This is a genomic window from Bacillus cereus, assembly GCF_002567495.1.
Lineage (GTDB): Bacteria > Bacillota > Bacilli > Bacillales > Bacillaceae_G > Bacillus_A > Bacillus_A cereus_AQ.
In genome coordinates, this window is the sequence record NZ_NVAP01000044.1 from 49,295 (window position 1) to 65,898 (window position 16,604).

Below are 16,604 nucleotides of genomic sequence, written 5' to 3' on the forward strand. Positions count from 1 at the left end.
ATGAGAATGGTGGACCTAATTGCAAAAAAACGTGACGGACATGCATTAACGACAGAAGAAATTAACTTTATTGTTGAAGGATATACAAATGGTGATATTCCTGATTATCAAGTAAGTTCACTTGCAATGGCAATTTTCTTCCAAGATATGAACGATCAAGAGCGTGCTGATTTAACGATGGCAATGGTAAATAGCGGTGATACAATCGACTTATCAGCTATTGAAGGTGTAAAAGTAGATAAGCATTCAACAGGTGGTGTTGGTGATACAACGACACTTGTATTAGGTCCATTAGTAGCTGCTTTAGGTGTACCAGTAGCGAAAATGTCTGGACGCGGTTTAGGACATACTGGTGGTACAATTGATAAATTAGAAGCAGTTCCAGGATTCCATGTGGAAATTGAAAACGATGAATTCATGCGTCTTGTAAATGAAAACAAAATCGCTGTTATCGGCCAAAGTGGTAACTTAACACCTGCTGATAAAAAGTTATATGCACTTCGTGATGTAACAGCAACAGTAAACTCAATTCCGCTTATTGCAAGTTCGATTATGAGTAAAAAAATTGCTGCTGGTGCAGATGCAATTGTTCTTGATGTAAAAACTGGAGCAGGTGCATTTATGAAAACGGATGAAGATGCAAAACGTTTAGCAGAAGCAATGGTACGTATCGGTAATAACGTTGGTCGTAATACGATGGCAGTTATTTCTGATATGAGTCAACCGCTCGGTGAAGCTATCGGTAACGCATTAGAAGTACAAGAAGCAATTGATACATTACAAGGTAAAGGGCCGAAAGATTTAGAAGAGTTATGTTTAACACTTGGAAGTCAAATGGTGTACCTTGCTGGACAAGCTTCATCTTTAGAAGATGCACGTGAGAAATTAATTGAAGTAATGAACAATGGTAAAGCGCTAGAATCATTTAAAACGTTCTTATCAGCGCAAGGCGGCGACGCATCTGTTGTTGATGATCCTTCTAAATTGCCACAAGCACAATTTAAAATTGAAGTAGAAGCGAAAGAAGACGGATATGTATCAGAAATCGTTGCAGACGAAATCGGAACAGCAGCTATGCTTTTAGGGGCAGGACGTGCAACGAAAGAGTCTGAAATTGATTTAGCAGTTGGTCTAATGCTTCGCAAAAAAGTAGGGGATAGCGTGAAGCAAGGTGAATCCCTTGTTACAATTTACGCAAACCGCGAAAATGTTGAAGATGTAAAAGCGAAAATTTATGAGAACATGAAGATCTCTAAAGAACACGTAGATGCACCAACTTTAGTACACGGTATCGTAACGAAGTAATAAAAAAAGGCTGAGGAGATTTCTCCTTGGCTTTTTTTACTATTTTTTGTTTATAATAATAATGGGTGAAATTATGATTAGAATTTGTGCAGTAACAAAAACAGATGAAGTGTTATATGATGTTTCGCTAGAAGAAACAACGAAAGACCATATTGTATGGTATTGGCTAGATTTATATAAGCCAACGAAAGAAGAGTATACATATATTTTGCAAGATCATTTTAAGTTCCATCCCCTTGCAATTGAAGACTGTCTAGAATATGTACAGAGGCCAAAAGTTGATTTTTATGATGGATATAATTTTTTAGTTCTTCATGCGTTTGGAGAAGATGGACTAGAACCACATGAAATTGATTTGTTTGTTAGTGATCGCTATATTGTTTCTTTCCATTTTTCTCATAATAATGCAATTGAAAGAGTATGGAAAACGATTGGTGAGAAGAAGTGGATTAAGAAGGGGCCTTTACATGTAGCACATACGATTACTGATCAAATTGTAGATGATTATTTCGCACCTGTATATTACATTGAAGATCATTTAAATGCAATTGATGATAATTTAACAGGTGAGACAGCGGGAGCGGTACTAGAAGAAGTATTCGATATTAGGGCAGATTTATCTAAGTTAAGACGTACAATCATTCCGATGCGTGATTTATTGTATCGTATATTGAATTCCACTCGTTTTTACGGTATAAGTGATCATGAGATTTATTTTAAAGATATACATGATCATTTACTTAAACTTACGGAAATGATTGAGGCAAGTCGTGAGTTAACGGCAGATATCCGGGATAGCTATTTTTCATTAAATTCACATCATATGAATAACATTATGAAAACATTAACTGTATTCTCGACTATTTTCATGCCATTAACATTTATTGCGGGAGTATATGGAATGAACTTTACGCATATGCCAGAGCTTGGTGGGCAATATAGTTATTTTATTTGTCTCCTTCTAATGGCATTAATTGGCGGCGGAATGATGGCCTGGTTTTATAAAAAAGGATGGTTTAAGTAAAAAAACACCGAGNNCTCGGTGTTTTTTTACTTAACCAATAGCATGTAATACAAACATGGCTAAGAATAAGCATGTAATGATATACATAGACGGTGCGACTTCTTTACGCTTTCCAAGAGCAACTTTTAAGATTGGGTAAGCAATAAATCCGAACGCAATGCCATCAGCGATACTATATGTGAGCGGGATCATAACGATAATTAAGAATGCTGGAAATCCTTCTGAAAAGTCGTTCAGAGGAATTTGTTGAATGCTTGTAATCATCAGACCGCCAATAATAATTAAGATTGGTGCAATGGCACTATCAGGAATTAATTTGACAAACGGAAGAGCAAACAGTGATGCAAAGAATAACATCCCAGTAACGATAGACGTCAGACCTGTCTTACCACCTGCAGTAATACCTGCGGCACTTTCTACTGTTGAAACAGTAGGGCTTGTGCCAAATAGACCACATGTCATTGCTGAAATTGCATTGGCTTGGTAAGCACGTGGGAATTTACGATCATCTTCTAATAAACCGTGCAGAAGTCCCATGTTCTCAAAAATAAGCACCATGCTTAAAGAAAATGTGGCAATCAAAAACGGTAAGGAAGAAAGTTTTCCAAATGACATAGCTCCAAATACATCGCCGTAATTAGCGAATGAGAATGAACTATTTCCCACTTGACTCGTATCAACAAGACCAAATAGCCATGAGATACCAGTTCCTATTGCAATCGTCCATAAAAAGTTTCCACGTACGTTACGAATAAATAATACAAGTGCAATGATAAGAGTAAGTAATGTCGCGAGAACGACAGGATTACTTAATTTCCCCATTGCAACAGCAGTATTGGGGTTCGAAACGACTAAACCACCTTTTTGCAATCCGATAAACGCTAAAAATAATCCAATGCCGACAGTAATAGCTTCCTTTAATGACTTTGGAATTGATACTGATAGCACGCGAGCGATTGGTGTAAAAGCGGCAATTGCAAAAATAATACCAGAGATAAAGACAGCGGCTAAAGCTTCTTGCCAAGTTAGTCCAAGCGTATGCACAGCTGTGTACGTGAAGAATGCATTTACACCCATACCAGGGACAAGAATAGCAGGTGCATTTGCCCAAAATGCCATGAGCAGACATCCGACAAATGAACTGAAAACAGTTGCTAAAATTCCAGCTTCAAGAGGAATGCCAGCATCTGATAAGATTGACGCATTTACAATCATAATATATACGATTGTGAAAAATGACGTAACTCCAGCTAAAACTTCTTGTTTTGGTGATGTTTCGTGTAAACCTAATTTAAATGTTCTTTCAAGTATTCCTTTCATGTTAAACCTTCTTTTTCATATCCCTCTCCCACCCGTGATATCTCTTTTGTAAGAGCTCACCGTCCTTTATTATATCAGAACATCATGTTTTTACAACAAGTAAAATGATAACGTTTACTTGTAAAGAGAATTCGTTATAAATACGTAAAAATAGCCCGTATAGATGAAATGATTTCTAATTCACCCGATTGAATGGGTGGGGCTGCTTGCGCATGTAAAGTAGCATAAGACGTAACTTCCCGTGGTAATTGGGCAGATTCTTCAACGAATGAGAGGGGAACAGGATTAATATTTAAATTATATGTACTCGCAATAGCACGAGCTTTTTCTACTGCTTGGTGCAGAGCTTGAATGAGAGCTTGCTCATAATATTTATTTGGATGAGATACTCGAAAACGTAAACCTTTTGCTACATTTGCGCCATTTGAAACGGCTATATCATATACTTCCCCAGCTTTTTGTACATTTAAAACGGTAATTTCATACAAATGCTCCACACGGTATCCTTGTAGCAATGCTTTATCATTTACATATTCGTATTGCGGAGTAATTGTATAAGAAATCGTTTCTATATCTTTATCGGCAATCCCAATCTGTTTAAGTGCATCCAGCAATTGTTTGGATTGTACTGCATTTTCTTCTTGAGCCTGTTTTACATTTTTATCATCTGTTCGAATGCCAAGTGTTAATATAACAACGTTTGGTTTTGCTTTGACAACACCTTCGCCTTGTACAGTAATAGTAGCTTCTTTACCAGTATTAGCTGTGCGTACGTTGTGTAAATAAGGATTCATTCCATTCTGCATTTTCCATCACCATCCTTTTTATATGTATATGTGTGAACAAAAAAGAAATTTATATGAAAAAAGTTACATAAATGAGAATGTTGAGGAAAGAAAGCATATACAACATAGGTATTTATAGATTATAATATGTGTAAATATGATAAAAAAGGGACGAGGCTATTGAACGAAAAAAGAGAAACGCTGATTTTAGATTTATCTGCATCATTTCGAAAAATGATACGTTTATTACAAAATGATATTAATACACGTTTTGCAGAACATATGCCATATAATGAATTTTCTGTATTACGTGCGTTATTTTTAAACAGTCCACAGATGGCTTCGCAAATTGCGAGTGAAGTAAACGTAACCTCCAGTCATATTACAGCTGTTACAGATCGTCTCGTACGAAAAGGGTTAGTAGAAAGAAAACGTTCTAATTCAGATCGTCGTATCGTGTACTTAGAAATTACAGAGCACGGAAGAGAAGTAACTGAAAAACTTGAAGCTGTGCGTAAAGAATATTATAAAGAGAGATTTAAAGGTTGGAGCGACCAAGAAATAGAAATGGTCTTAGAACTATTTGGCCGCGTATTATAATAAATGAGGATAGGAAGCGATAGCTTTCCTATCCTTTTTCTTTTGAATAAAAATATTTTGAAACTCCGATACTTTAATTAAAAGATCGGAGGAAAGATTATGAAATATATTGCTGCACTTACTATTTTATTTGGTAGTTTTTTCTGTTTTCAAGCATTTACGTACGCAGATACGCCTATCCAAGTGGTGCGAAAAGAAGTGAAGTACATTGAAAACGATAATACAGTCTTATATTCGAAATTATGGGTTCGTTCTATGCAAAACGCAATATTATTTCACCATAGTGATAATATTCGTAATCAGGACACATTACGTAACGTAACAAGTTCATCCCTTGTTAAAGCGAAACAACTACCTTTTCAGAAAGCGGCCCTCTATATACCGAGAGTATCGCAATACGTATCAAAAGCAGGAAAAGAAAACATTCAAGTGTACTACATTGCGATTCACTATAATGTGAAAAAAGAAAATGCATATCAATTAGATGGTATGAACTATTTTTTACAAGTATTCGTGAAAGAGCGTGGAGAATGGAAAATTGCTGAAAGTGTCGTTGCACCGACAGAGCAAATTGTGCAAAACGGTGATGGATTTGGGATGAAAGAAGAGATGGTGTATGGGGATAGGAGAGAGAATGTGAAATAACCTCCTTTTGAAGGAGGTTATTTATTAAAAAATTACATTTTGTTATTTTAATCTCCAATAAATCTTTTTCTTTAATAAGCGTGATAACACGATATAGCAAATTAGACCAATTACACCAAAGCCAATATAATAACCAATAATTGATTGTGTTCCTCCTATTATTCGACCTCCAAATAGGGCGAAACAAAATACAGTACATGCTATAAAAGGCTTGTGGAGTTTTGAGAATAAAAGCAATTTACCGTTTTGTTCATTAGGCGATTGTGTATATAAATAGGTACCTAAAGGTAATAAGATAAGTATATACATAATTGGACTTAATAAGTTCCAAGCAGAGGGTATTTTCGAAAAATTAGGTTCGTTTATTCGTTTACCGTTTTGATCTGTGTAAGCTGATTCTGGATCGTAATCAAATCTAACTTCTAAGTCCTCAATAGGTGAAAGTATATTTATATGCGATGAAACTGATACATATTGATTTTCAATTTTGTAAGTTTTCTCGTGAGTTCCGTACAGGTGGACTGAAATAAAACCAGCCCAAAGTAATGCCAATCCGAATGGTAAAATAAGCATAATACCAGTGAATATACTTTGAGAAAGTATATTAGCAGTTATTGTTCCCATAAATAGTGTCAAAGTATAAATAGCAATTAATACAATGGCTGTATAAAGAAAATAAGAATGAAATGGTGAGAATAACTGGTATTTATTATGAAAGGTCGTCTTTTTTAAAATTGCGAAAAGTCCCCAATTTATTGCATAGACAGCAATAATATTAAGTACCCCTAGTAACCATTTTGTAAGATATATATATCTTCGCTTAAAAGGAAGCGACCATAAAGAGTCCATGATTTTATTATGGCGTTCCCAACCAATCAGCACACATGCTAACGCAATGATTACAATTCCCTGTATAAATAAATGGTCTTCAGGACTAAGGAAATATTGATAATGATAATTAACTTTTTCTGTGATAGTTTGTGAAAAATGAAAGGATTTTGCGGCATCTACATAATATTTATAAGATAGTGTATAGAAGCTAGTAATCCAAAAAAGCCAAATGAAATATTTTCCTTGTTTATAGCTGTGTAACCATAATGCTTTTTGAAACATAGGATCTCTCCTTTATAGAACTTTATAATTTGTAAGGCGTGAAAGTGAAAAATAGCTGAGGGTTCCAAATAAAATTAGCCCAAAATAATAGCTGAATATTAAATCAGAATAGTGTAACATGCTCCCACCTATTAAAGCAAAATAGAAAGTTGTCCCAACAATCCATAGTTTTTGTTTCTTTTGAAATGAAAATACTTTTTTATTATTTTCATTAGGTGAATGCTTATATAAAATCCCCCCCAATATTAAGGAACATATTGTATATAGAATGGGTACTAGTAATATTTTAGGAGAACTATAGTCATAGAATACAGGTCCTTCCTTTTTAGTTGGTTGGTTCCTCATATCATAATTATATCGAATATGAAAATTTTTTATGGGAGCAAGAATTTCTGTTTGCTGGTTTAAATGAAAGATTGCTTCATATTTATTTGAAGAATGTTCTGTATCCATGTTTAAATGTGCATTATAAAAAGAGAAGAGCAAAGAAAGAATTCCAAACCCTTTAATTAAATATAAAGTACAGAAGGTACCTTGAGAAATGATACTTCCTGTAAAAGTTCCGATACACAAAGCTGTAGTATAGAGTGCAATATAAGTAATTATTGCATAGAAAAAATATCTATGGAAAAAGTTGAATGATTGAAATTCAAAGTGAATTGTCGTTCTATATACAAGGTACATTAGAGCCCAGCATAGTAAAAGACATGCAACAATGTGAATAATGCCAAATAACCATTTCGAAAAAAAGATGGTGCTACGTCTAAAAGGCATTACCATTAAAGAATCACTCAACTTCAAATTGCTACGTTCCCATCCAATCATTAAGCAAGCTAGTGCAATGATTGAGAGAATAATAATGGAATTGTAATCTGAGAAGTAATAGTCGTAATAAAACTCTCCTGTCGGGTTATATTTATAGAAAAAATTCATCTGAGTTTGGGATGCCTTATAGTATTTATAAGGGAAAATATATATACTTACTAAAAACATTATTAATACAGCATATTTCCCACGATTCCAATTCCACATCCACAACGCTTTATGAAACATACCCATCCTCCTCCAGTGTCGTAACGAAGACATCTTCAAGTGACATTGTTAATTCTTCAATGAGTATAGGTTGCTCTTTATAAAACTTCTCAAGCGTTACAGCTACATTTCCTTCTATTAAAATCGTATATACTTTTCCCGTCTGGTTTAATATTTTAATATTGCTTAAGTTTTCTAGTTTTTGAGGTAATGATCGTTCATAAGCAACTTGGATTTTAGCGAATTGTGATTTTGCATCGTCTAGTGATGTAATAGAAGATATAGTATGGCCTTTTAATATAATGATTGTATCTGCAATTTGTTCAACTTCATCTAAATGATGGGTAGAGATGAAAATGGTAATTTCTTTTTCTGCAACTTCTCCAACGAGAAATTGGAGGATTTGTCTTTTAACGATAGGATCCAGACCGTTTGTCGGTTCATCTAAAATGATATATTCAGCTTTTGCAGAAACAGCTAAAATGATGGCAAGCAGTGCTTTCATTCCTTTTGAATAACTACGAATTCGTTTGTTTGGTAAGTTGAAACGTTCTAGCAGTTCATAGAAATATGCTTCATCAAATGCCGTATAAACGGCTTTATAAAACTTCACGATTTCTTTTACAGTATAACCGTTCAGTATGTTAGTGGAATCTGGAACATATACGATTTTTTGTTTCGTTTCAGGATTTTTATGAATGTCGGTATCCTCATATGTAACAGTTCCCTCATCTGGATCTAAAATGCCGACCATCGTTCGTAATAAAGTTGTTTTTCCCGCGCCGTTTCTTCCGAGTAACCCGACGATACTACCTTTTTGTAATGTGAAAGAAACATCGTCTAAAATTGTTTGATTATCAATTGTTTTCTTCAAGCTTGTCACTTTCAGCATCCGTATTTCCTCCAATCTCTTTATAGTATGAATCTATCCAATCATGAATTTTATCTTTCGTAACACCAAGATAAGAGGCTTCTAATAGTAATTGATGAAATTGCTTTTCAACCATAGCGATTTTCCTTTCGTCTAATGTTGGGGTAATCGATTGGGATACAAATGTTCCTTTTCCTCGTAACGTTTCAATAATTCCTTGTCGCTCTAACTCTTGATACGCTTTACTCACTGTATTTGGATTTATAACGAGTAAAGAAGCGAGCTCGCGTACAGAAGGAAGTTTATCACTTGGAGCCAACATATTTTTTAATACGAGTTCTTTTATATTTTGAACAATTTGTTCCCATATCGGAGTGTTGCTTCTTGGGTCAAGTTGAATATGCAAGAGCAATGTCTCCTTCCTCATATGTATTAAGTGTACTAATGTGTGTAATACACTTAATACAATATAGGGGACGGATATATTTGTCAACTGAAAATAATAGAAAAATTTGGTATTAAAAAAAGGTAAATTGGAAAAAATAGGTCTGATATAGAATGGAGGGTTAGTCATGAAGCGAGTTTTTGGAATACTTGTTTGTTTCATGTTATTGCTTTCTGGTACTTCAGTTAGTTTCGCGCAATCTGAGAAGACGAAGCAGGAGAAAACAGAAGAAACAACGCCTAAGTTAGCGGAACAAGCGTCGTCAGCAATCGTAATTGAGCAAGATACAGGTAAAGTTTTATTTGATAAAAATCCGAATGAAAAGTTACCACCTGCTAGTATGACGAAGATTATGACAATGCTATTAATTATGGAACAAGTTGAAAAAGGAAAACTAAAACTGACCGATAAAGTTAGAGCAAGTGAACATGCAGCCTCAATGGGTGGATCACAAATCTTTCTAGAGCCTGGGGAAGAGATGACTGTAAATGAAATGCTAAAGGGTATTGCAATTGCATCTGGAAATGACGCATCTGTTGCAGTAGCAGAGCATATCGCTGGTTCAGAAGAAGGATTTGTAAATATGATGAACAAAAAAGCGAAAGATTTAGGGTTGAAAAATACACATTTTCAAAACCCAACAGGTCTTCCGGCGAAAGATCATTATTCTACAGCAAATGATATGGCTATAATGGCGAGAGAATTGATGAAGTATCCACTTATTCGCAAATACACAGGTAAATACGAAGATTATTTACGAGAAGATACGGATAAGAAGTTTTGGCTCGTTAATACGAATAAGTTAGTACGTTTTTATCCTGGAGTAGATGGTGTGAAAACGGGCTTTACGACAGAAGCAAAATATTGTTTAACAGCATCGGCTGAAAAAAATGGCATGCGTGTCATTTCAGTTGTCATGGGAGCACCAACGTCGAAAGAACGGAACAATCAAGTGACGAAGCTTCTTGACTATGCATTTGGACAATATATGACAAAGAAATTGTATACGCGCGGTGAAAAAATTAAGACTATACAAATAGGAAAAGGTAAAAAAGAAAAAGTAGATTTAGTTGCGTCAGATAATGTATCTCTTCTTATGAAGAAGGGCGAAAATATGGACAAAGTAAAGCAAGAAGTAATTGCTGAAAAGAAAGTGAAAGCACCGATTAAAAAAGGTGATGCACTTGGTACGCTTGTTATTAAAAAAGATAAAGAGGTTTTATTAAAACAAACAATTGTAGCAAAAGAAGATGTTGCTGCAGCAAGCTGGTGGGAGTTATTTAAAAGAAGTTTTGGGATGTTTTCAACATCAAAATAGCGGCAAACATTTTGCCGCTTTTCTATTCGTACGTAAGTAAATAATTGTTGAATGGTTTCACTTTATGGCGAAATAGTTCTTCTTTTGTCAGTAGGAAGGATTCTTATGTTGTATCACGAAAATCTTTATGTATGTGAATGAGTAAAGTTTGAGCATAAGGAGGAAATCGTGTGAGTCTTTCCATGCAATTAGAAGTAAAACGTGACGTCCTATGTGTGAGACTAGCGGGTGAATTAGATCATCATACTGCTGAAGAGTTGCGAACGAAAGTGACAGATATGATTGAGACACATGGTGTTCATCATATTGTTTTGAGCCTAGAGAGCTTATCGTTTATGGATAGTTCTGGTCTAGGTGTAATATTAGGCCGATATAAACACGTAAAGGGATTAGGTGGAGAAATGGTTGTTTGTGCAATTTCACCGCCTGTAAAGCGTTTATTTGAAATGTCGGGCTTATTCAAAATTGTTCGCTTAGAAGAAAGTGAAGCGCACGCGCTCGCGACGTTGGGGGTGGCATAAATGAGAAATGAAATGAACCTTCAATTTTCAGCATTAAGTCAAAATGAATCATTCGCTCGCGTTACAGTGGCAGCTTTTATTGCGCAACTAGATCCAACGATGGATGAGTTAACGGAGATTAAAACTGTTGTGTCAGAAGCGGTTACAAATGCAATTATTCATGGATACGAAGGAAATGCAGAAGGTACTGTTTATATTTCTGTAATTTTGGAAGAGGCAATGGTGAAACTCACGATTCGAGATGAAGGGATTGGCATCTTTAATTTAGATGAGGCAAGACAACCCCTTTTTACAACTAAACCTGAATTAGAGCGTTCCGGAATGGGATTTACTATCATGGAAAATTTTATGGATGAAGTAGAAGTTATTTCAAACGAATCTTTCGGGACAACAATCCATTTGACAAAATACTTATCAAATAGTAACGCTCTATGCAATTAAGGAGAATAGCCTATGGACATAGAGGTCAAAAATGAGAAGAAGAAACCTCAGTTAAAGGACCACGAGCTAAAAGCGTTAATTCAAAAAAGTCAAGATGGAGATCAACAAGCGAGAGATACAATCGTTCAAAGTAATATGCGTCTCGTTTGGTCGGTTGTACAGCGGTTTCTTAATCGAGGATACGAACCAGACGATCTATTTCAAATTGGATGTATTGGGCTCTTAAAATCGGTAGATAAATTTGATTTATCTTTCGACGTGAAATTTTCAACCTATGCAGTTCCCATGATTATTGGAGAAATACAACGTTTTTTACGTGACGATGGATCAGTGAAAGTAAGTAGGTCTTTAAAAGAAACGGGAAATAAAATTCGAAAGATGAGAGATGAGCTTTCGAAAGAATTCGGTAGGGCTCCAACGATTAATGAAGTGGCAGAGGCACTAGAACTAACGCCAGAGGAAGTTGTTCTAGCGCAAGAAGCGAGCCGGGCTCCTTCATCTATACATGAAACTGTATATGAAAACGATGGAGATCCAATCACCATTTTAGATCAAATTGCAGATCAATCTGAAACGAAATGGTTCGATAAAATTGCTTTAAAAGAAGCGATTAGAGAACTAGATGAACGAGAGCGCTTAATTGTATACTTGCGTTACTATAAAGATCAAACACAGTCAGAAGTAGCAGAGCGCATAGGCATTTCCCAAGTACAAGTTTCAAGACTTGAAAAGAAAATATTAAAACAGATGAAAGATCGAATAGATGAATAATTGTCTATTCGATTTTTTTATGCAGTTAATAGGAGAGGGCTATTAATTTTTGTGATAATTAACAGAATTTATTGATAATTTAGTTAATTTAAAATATAATCCAAGTATGAACTTGTCATAAAGGGGGAAGGAAACATGGAAACGAGGCAACAATGGGGAACGAGGGCTGGATTTATTTTCGCAGCGGTCGGCTCTGCCGTTGGATTAGGAAACATATGGCGTTTTCCTTATACAGCGTATGAAAATGGAGGAGGCGCATTCTTTTTACCATACTTATTTGCATTATTAACGACTGGTATTTCATTGTTAGCTTTTGAGTTTGCTCTTGGTCATCGTCATCGTGGCTCGGCACCACTTACATTTTTCCGTATTAGCCCGCGTGCTGAATTTATTGGATGGTGGCAAATGTGTGTAACATTTATCGTTTCAACATATTATGCAGTAATTATTGCTTGGTCTATTTCGTATACATACTTTGCAATTACTGGAGCATGGGGGAAAGACACGCAATCATTTTTATTTAAAGAGTACTTACATGTTGCAGATAAGCCAGGACAATTTGGAGGACTTGTACCGGAAGTATTAATTCCGTTAGCTCTCGTTTGGATTATTGTGCTTGGCGTTGCATTTAAAGGAGTTAAGAAAGGAATCGAAGTTGTTAACCGTATATTCATTCCTTTATTAGTTGTTATGTTCCTTATTATCGTCGTTCGTGCAGTGACGATGGAAGGTGCTATGCAAGGTCTAGATGCATTCTTTAAACCAGATTGGAGTCGTATTTTTGATGGGAAAGTATGGCTTGCCGCTTATGGCCAAATATTCTTTAGTTTATCTTTAGCATTTGGAATTATGATTACGTATTCTAGTTATTTGCCGAAAAACTCGGATACAACAAATAATGCCTTTATTACTGGATTTGCAAACTCAGGATTTGAATTATTAGCAGGTATTGGGGTCTTTGCAGCTCTTGGATTTATGGCAAATAATATGGGAGTACCAGTTGATAAAGTAGCAAGTGCTGGTGTAGGACTTGCGTTCGTAGTATTCCCACAAATTATTAATGAATTGCCGATGTCATCGTTATTTGGCGTATTATTCTTCTTATCTTTAACGGTTGCTGGAATTACATCACTTATTTCACTTGCGGAAGTATGCTTTGCGGCTGTATCCGAAAAATTCAGCTTAAGTCGTGAAAAAACCATTGGAATTATGGGAACTCTTCTCGTATTAGTTTCTCTTGTTTTTGCAACGCGTGGTGGGCTTATGTTCTTAGATGTTGTCGACTATTTCGCTAATAATTTTGGGTTAATTACGATTGCGCTTGCGGAAGTAGTTACAATAGGGCTCATTTTACGTCGTTTACCAGTTTATCAAAATCATGCAAACTTCGTATCTGATATTAAGTTAGGAACGTTTTGGAGAGTGAGTTTACTCGTTATTACTCCGCTCATGTTAGGGTATATGTTAATTGATGGTACAATCCAAAATGTTAAAAAGAACTACGGAGATTATCCGACTGAGTTTGTTGTGACGTATGGTTGGTCGATAGCAGCAGCATTCCTAATAGTTGCACTAATCATTGGTCTGAAAAAATGGGATGCACAAATACATTCAGATTCTGCTAAGCTTGAAAAAGAATGGAAAGATCGAGGTGTTTCATAATGAGTGGGTCAGCGATTATGATGATGGTTATTGGAATAGTAGTCATTTGGGGAGGGCTTGCATTAAGTATTGCAAACTTATTTAAGAAAAAGGCATAAATAAAAAAACATCTGTACCGAAATGGTGCAGATGTTTTTTTTATGAAAAAATTGTATTAGAAAAAAATTCAATAACCATACTACAACTACGAGGAAGAGTGAAGGGGTGAATGAAAGTTGGAACAAACGATTTATATTAAAATGCGCAATCGGTTAAAAGTTTCTCCTACTTATGAAGTAAAGCTGGGCGATGTTGCTCAACTTGCTGGAGATTCTTTCGTAGTTGAGTTGTTACAAAATGAGATTGTTTACAAAATAACAGCGCATGATAAGACGCATGTTGTAATTGATGTTATGAAAGTGATTGAGATTATTCAACAGAAAGCATCTCATGTACAAATTAATTTACTCGGTTCTGGACAAACTCTTGTTGAAATTATATACGAAAAAAAGAAGGCACACCCAATTTTTTTCGGGCTTGTATGGATGTTGCTTTTTATTGGAGCGGCTCTTGCAATCATTTATTTCCATGAAGATGTAAGTATGCAACAAGTACATCAACGGTTATATTACATGATTACTGGAGAATTTAATGCACAACCACTTTTATTTCAAATTCCTTATTCTTTAGGTCTTGGCTTAGGGATGGTTTTATTCTTTAATCATGTATTTCAAAAGCGAATTAATGAAGAGCCAAGTCCGTTAGAAGTTGAGATGTTTCAATACCAACAGTCACTTGATCAGTATGTAATCGTTAATGAAAACAAGGATAATATGAAACAACTTGCCGATGATTGAGTCTGGATTTGTTATTTTAATTGGTTTAGCGGGAGGGATTGCAGTAGGTAGCGGATATGTCGCATTTTTAGCTGTACTTGGTATAATCCCACGTTTAGCTCAATTAACGAGAAGTGGAAAGCATATTCAATATTTTGAGTGGGCAGTCATTGTAGGTACTTTAACAGGGGCTTGGTGTAGTTTGAAAAACATTACATTTCAAACGTCGCAATATTGGCTTGTTATATTAGGGATATTTTGTGGCACGTTCATTGGAATGCTTGCTGCGGCATTAACAGAAGTGTTAAATGTTCTACCTATTTTAGCGAAACGAGTAGGGGTAGAGGGAAAGATTATTGTTCTACTCGTTGCCCTTGTACTTGGGAAAGTAATAGGATCGTTGTTTCACTGGATTTATTTCGTAAAGTAGGAGGCAATATATAAATGACAAGTCAGAAATTGAAGGATGATTACATAAATAAAGTGAAGGAGTATCATCCAAAGCCAAACTATTTACTAAATTGTGCCAAAGCATTTCTTGTAGGTGGACTCATTTGTACAGTTGGAGAAGTATTGATGAAATTTTATATACATTATTTTCATTTCAGTGAACAAGAGGCAGGAAACCCAACAGTTGCAACGCTTGTATTATTATCGGCGATTTTAACAGGATGTGGTGTATATGATAAAATCGGTCAATTTGCTGGAGCAGGATCAGCGGTACCAGTGACAGGATTTGCGAATTCTATGGCGAGCGCTGCCTTAGAACATAAGAGCGAAGGAGTTGTTCTAGGGATTGCTACAAATATGTTTAAACTGGCAGGAAGTGTGATTGTATTTGGGGTTGTTGGTGCATATATCATTGGGTTAATAAGGTATACCTTTAAAATTTTTATGTCTTAAGAGAGGGGCTAGTATGAGGTTGACCGGAAAACAAACGTGGGTATTTCAAAATAATATATATGTGAATGCAACGGGTACTGCTGTCGGTCCGAAAGAAGCTGAAGGCCCTCTTGGAAAAGATTTTGATATTTCATATGATGACTTGCATTGTGGAGAGGAAAATTGGGAACTCGCCGAACGAAGATTAATGTCAGACTCAATTCAACAAGCAGTGCAAAAAGGGAATATAAAAACATCGCAAATTGATTTCTTTTTAGCGGGAGATTTATTAAATCAAACAGTGACAGCAAATTATGTTGCTCGGGAGTTTGGCATTCCTTTTTTAGGAATGTTTAGCGCTTGTGCAACATCCATGGAGACCTTGGCGGTCGGATCAGCCTTTATAGACGGTGGATTTGCAAATCGTGTCTTAGCTACAGTAAGTAGTCATAATGCAACGGCTGAAAGGCAATTTCGCTATCCAACAGAGTACGGTGGACAAAAGCCGGGAACAGCGAATTCAACTGTGACTGGTGCAGGGTCTATATTAATTAGCAATGAAAAAAGTGCAATTAAAATTACGGCGGCTACAATCGGAAAAGTGCAAGATTTAGGAATCGCGAATCCTTTGGATATGGGATCGGCGATGGCTCCAGCAGCAGCTCATACAATTCAACAGCATTTTGAAGATTTAAGAAGAAGTGCCGATGATTATGATTTAATTGTTACGGGAGATTTATCAGCTGTTGGGACGCCAATTGCAAAACAACTTTTACTTGAGGAAGGTTACGATCTTGGGCATATATACAATGATTGCGGATTAATGATTTATGAATCAAGTCAAGAAGAAGTGTTTGCAGGTGGTAGTGGTTGCGCTTGTTCAGCAGTTGTCACATATGGTCATTTATTACACGAGATGCAAAAAGGGAATTTGCAACGAATTTTTGTCGTTGCTACTGGTGCATTATTAAGTCCGATGATTATGCAACAGAAAGAAACGATTCCAACGATTGCACATGGTGTCGTATTTGAGAGAGTTAAAGGAGAGTGAATT

Annotated in this window: 20 protein-coding genes; 14 read left to right on the forward strand and 6 right to left on the reverse strand. The window is 35.8% G+C overall.

Features of this window, described 5'->3' with window-relative positions; translation table 11 throughout:
* Together COK05_RS21165 and corA are read left to right on the forward strand one after the other, a co-directional pair.
* Positions 1-1,305: a pyrimidine-nucleoside phosphorylase gene (locus COK05_RS21165; protein ID WP_001243080.1), complete on the forward strand. Its 1,305-nt coding sequence runs from the start codon at positions 1-3 to the stop codon at positions 1,303-1,305.
* 61 nt (positions 1,306-1,366) lie between these two features.
* Complete coding sequence (gene corA / locus COK05_RS21170) at positions 1,367-2,329, forward strand: magnesium/cobalt transporter CorA (RefSeq protein WP_141539196.1); 963 nt, start codon at positions 1,367-1,369, stop codon at positions 2,327-2,329.
* Positions 2,330-2,359: 30 nt separating this feature from the next.
* Here corA and COK05_RS21175 read toward each other — a convergent pair whose 3' ends face one another.
* Entirely contained in the window at positions 2,360-3,649 is a 1,290-nt protein-coding gene (locus COK05_RS21175; RefSeq protein WP_098614128.1) for an NCS2 family permease, read from the reverse strand.
* A gap of 134 nt (positions 3,650-3,783) precedes the next feature.
* On the reverse strand, positions 3,784-4,455 hold the full coding sequence (locus COK05_RS21180; RefSeq protein ID WP_098614129.1) for an SIMPL domain-containing protein: 672 nt from the start codon (positions 4,453-4,455) through the stop codon (positions 3,784-3,786).
* A 159-nt stretch (positions 4,456-4,614) separates the two neighbouring features.
* On the opposite strand from COK05_RS21180, the gene COK05_RS21185 reads away from it, so the two are divergent.
* Together COK05_RS21185 and COK05_RS21190 are read left to right on the forward strand one after the other, a co-directional pair.
* Positions 4,615-5,034, forward strand: coding sequence for a MarR family winged helix-turn-helix transcriptional regulator (locus COK05_RS21185; RefSeq protein WP_001003307.1), 420 nt, complete (start codon positions 4,615-4,617; stop codon positions 5,032-5,034).
* A 99-nt stretch (positions 5,035-5,133) separates the two neighbouring features.
* Positions 5,134-5,679 (forward strand): hypothetical protein, encoded by a 546-nt coding sequence (locus COK05_RS21190; protein ID WP_098614130.1) that lies wholly within the window; start codon positions 5,134-5,136, stop codon positions 5,677-5,679.
* Between the two features lie 42 nt (positions 5,680-5,721).
* On the opposite strand, the gene COK05_RS21195 is transcribed toward COK05_RS21190, so the two are convergent.
* From COK05_RS21195 to COK05_RS21210, 4 genes are read right to left on the reverse strand one after another with little or no spacing between them, the layout of a single operon-like run.
* Complete coding sequence (locus tag COK05_RS21195) at positions 5,722-6,792, reverse strand: ABC transporter permease subunit (RefSeq protein ID WP_098614131.1); 1,071 nt, start codon at positions 6,790-6,792, stop codon at positions 5,722-5,724.
* A gap of 12 nt (positions 6,793-6,804) precedes the next feature.
* Positions 6,805-7,845 carry an acetoin ABC transporter permease gene (locus tag COK05_RS21200; protein WP_098614132.1) on the reverse strand — a complete coding sequence of 347 codons (1,041 nt, stop codon included), beginning with the start codon at positions 7,843-7,845 and terminating at the stop codon, positions 6,805-6,807.
* Entirely contained in the window at positions 7,835-8,716 is an 882-nt protein-coding gene (locus COK05_RS21205) for an ABC transporter ATP-binding protein (RefSeq protein WP_098614133.1), read from the reverse strand. The genes COK05_RS21200 and COK05_RS21205 overlap by 11 nt, the downstream gene beginning before the upstream one ends.
* Positions 8,682-9,101: a GntR family transcriptional regulator gene (locus COK05_RS21210; RefSeq protein ID WP_000548040.1), complete on the reverse strand. Its 420-nt coding sequence runs from the start codon at positions 9,099-9,101 to the stop codon at positions 8,682-8,684. The genes COK05_RS21205 and COK05_RS21210 overlap by 35 nt, the downstream gene beginning before the upstream one ends.
* 166 nt (positions 9,102-9,267) lie before the next feature.
* Between COK05_RS21210 and dacF the strand changes: the two genes are divergently transcribed.
* The 10 genes from dacF (at position 9,268) to spoVAD (ending at position 16,601) form a co-directional block, all read left to right on the forward strand.
* The gene (gene dacF / locus COK05_RS21220; protein ID WP_098614134.1) at positions 9,268-10,458 is read left to right on the forward strand and encodes a serine-type D-Ala-D-Ala carboxypeptidase DacF; all 1,191 of its coding nucleotides are present in this window, start codon (positions 9,268-9,270) and stop codon (positions 10,456-10,458) included.
* Between the two features lie 170 nt (positions 10,459-10,628).
* Positions 10,629-10,979: an anti-sigma F factor antagonist gene (gene spoIIAA, locus COK05_RS21225; RefSeq protein WP_098614135.1), complete on the forward strand. Its 351-nt coding sequence runs from the start codon at positions 10,629-10,631 to the stop codon at positions 10,977-10,979.
* The gene (gene spoIIAB, locus COK05_RS21230; protein ID WP_001243394.1) at positions 10,980-11,420 is read left to right on the forward strand and encodes an anti-sigma F factor; all 441 of its coding nucleotides are present in this window, start codon (positions 10,980-10,982) and stop codon (positions 11,418-11,420) included.
* Positions 11,421-11,432: 12 nt separating this feature from the next.
* On the forward strand, positions 11,433-12,191 hold the full coding sequence (gene sigF, locus COK05_RS21235; protein WP_000350729.1) for an RNA polymerase sporulation sigma factor SigF: 759 nt from the start codon (positions 11,433-11,435) through the stop codon (positions 12,189-12,191).
* A 135-nt stretch (positions 12,192-12,326) separates the two neighbouring features.
* Positions 12,327-13,853 (forward strand): sodium-dependent transporter, encoded by a 1,527-nt coding sequence (locus tag COK05_RS21240; protein ID WP_098614136.1) that lies wholly within the window; start codon positions 12,327-12,329, stop codon positions 13,851-13,853.
* Positions 13,853-13,951: a methionine/alanine import family NSS transporter small subunit gene (locus tag COK05_RS21245; protein WP_000016826.1), complete on the forward strand. Its 99-nt coding sequence runs from the start codon at positions 13,853-13,855 to the stop codon at positions 13,949-13,951. The genes COK05_RS21240 and COK05_RS21245 overlap by 1 nt, the downstream gene beginning before the upstream one ends.
* A gap of 117 nt (positions 13,952-14,068) precedes the next feature.
* Complete coding sequence (locus tag COK05_RS21250) at positions 14,069-14,689, forward strand: stage V sporulation protein AA (protein ID WP_098614137.1); 621 nt, start codon at positions 14,069-14,071, stop codon at positions 14,687-14,689.
* The gene (gene spoVAB, locus COK05_RS21255) at positions 14,682-15,098 is read left to right on the forward strand and encodes a stage V sporulation protein SpoVAB (RefSeq protein ID WP_098614138.1); all 417 of its coding nucleotides are present in this window, start codon (positions 14,682-14,684) and stop codon (positions 15,096-15,098) included. Before COK05_RS21250 ends, spoVAB begins: the two co-directional genes overlap by 8 nt.
* 14 nt (positions 15,099-15,112) lie before the next feature.
* Positions 15,113-15,571: a stage V sporulation protein AC gene (gene spoVAC, locus COK05_RS21260; RefSeq protein WP_098614139.1), complete on the forward strand. Its 459-nt coding sequence runs from the start codon at positions 15,113-15,115 to the stop codon at positions 15,569-15,571.
* Between the two features lie 13 nt (positions 15,572-15,584).
* Positions 15,585-16,601, forward strand: a complete 1,017-nt coding sequence (spoVAD, locus tag COK05_RS21265; protein ID WP_098614140.1) for a stage V sporulation protein AD — start codon at positions 15,585-15,587, stop codon at positions 16,599-16,601.
* Positions 16,602-16,604: the final 3 nt, after the last annotated feature.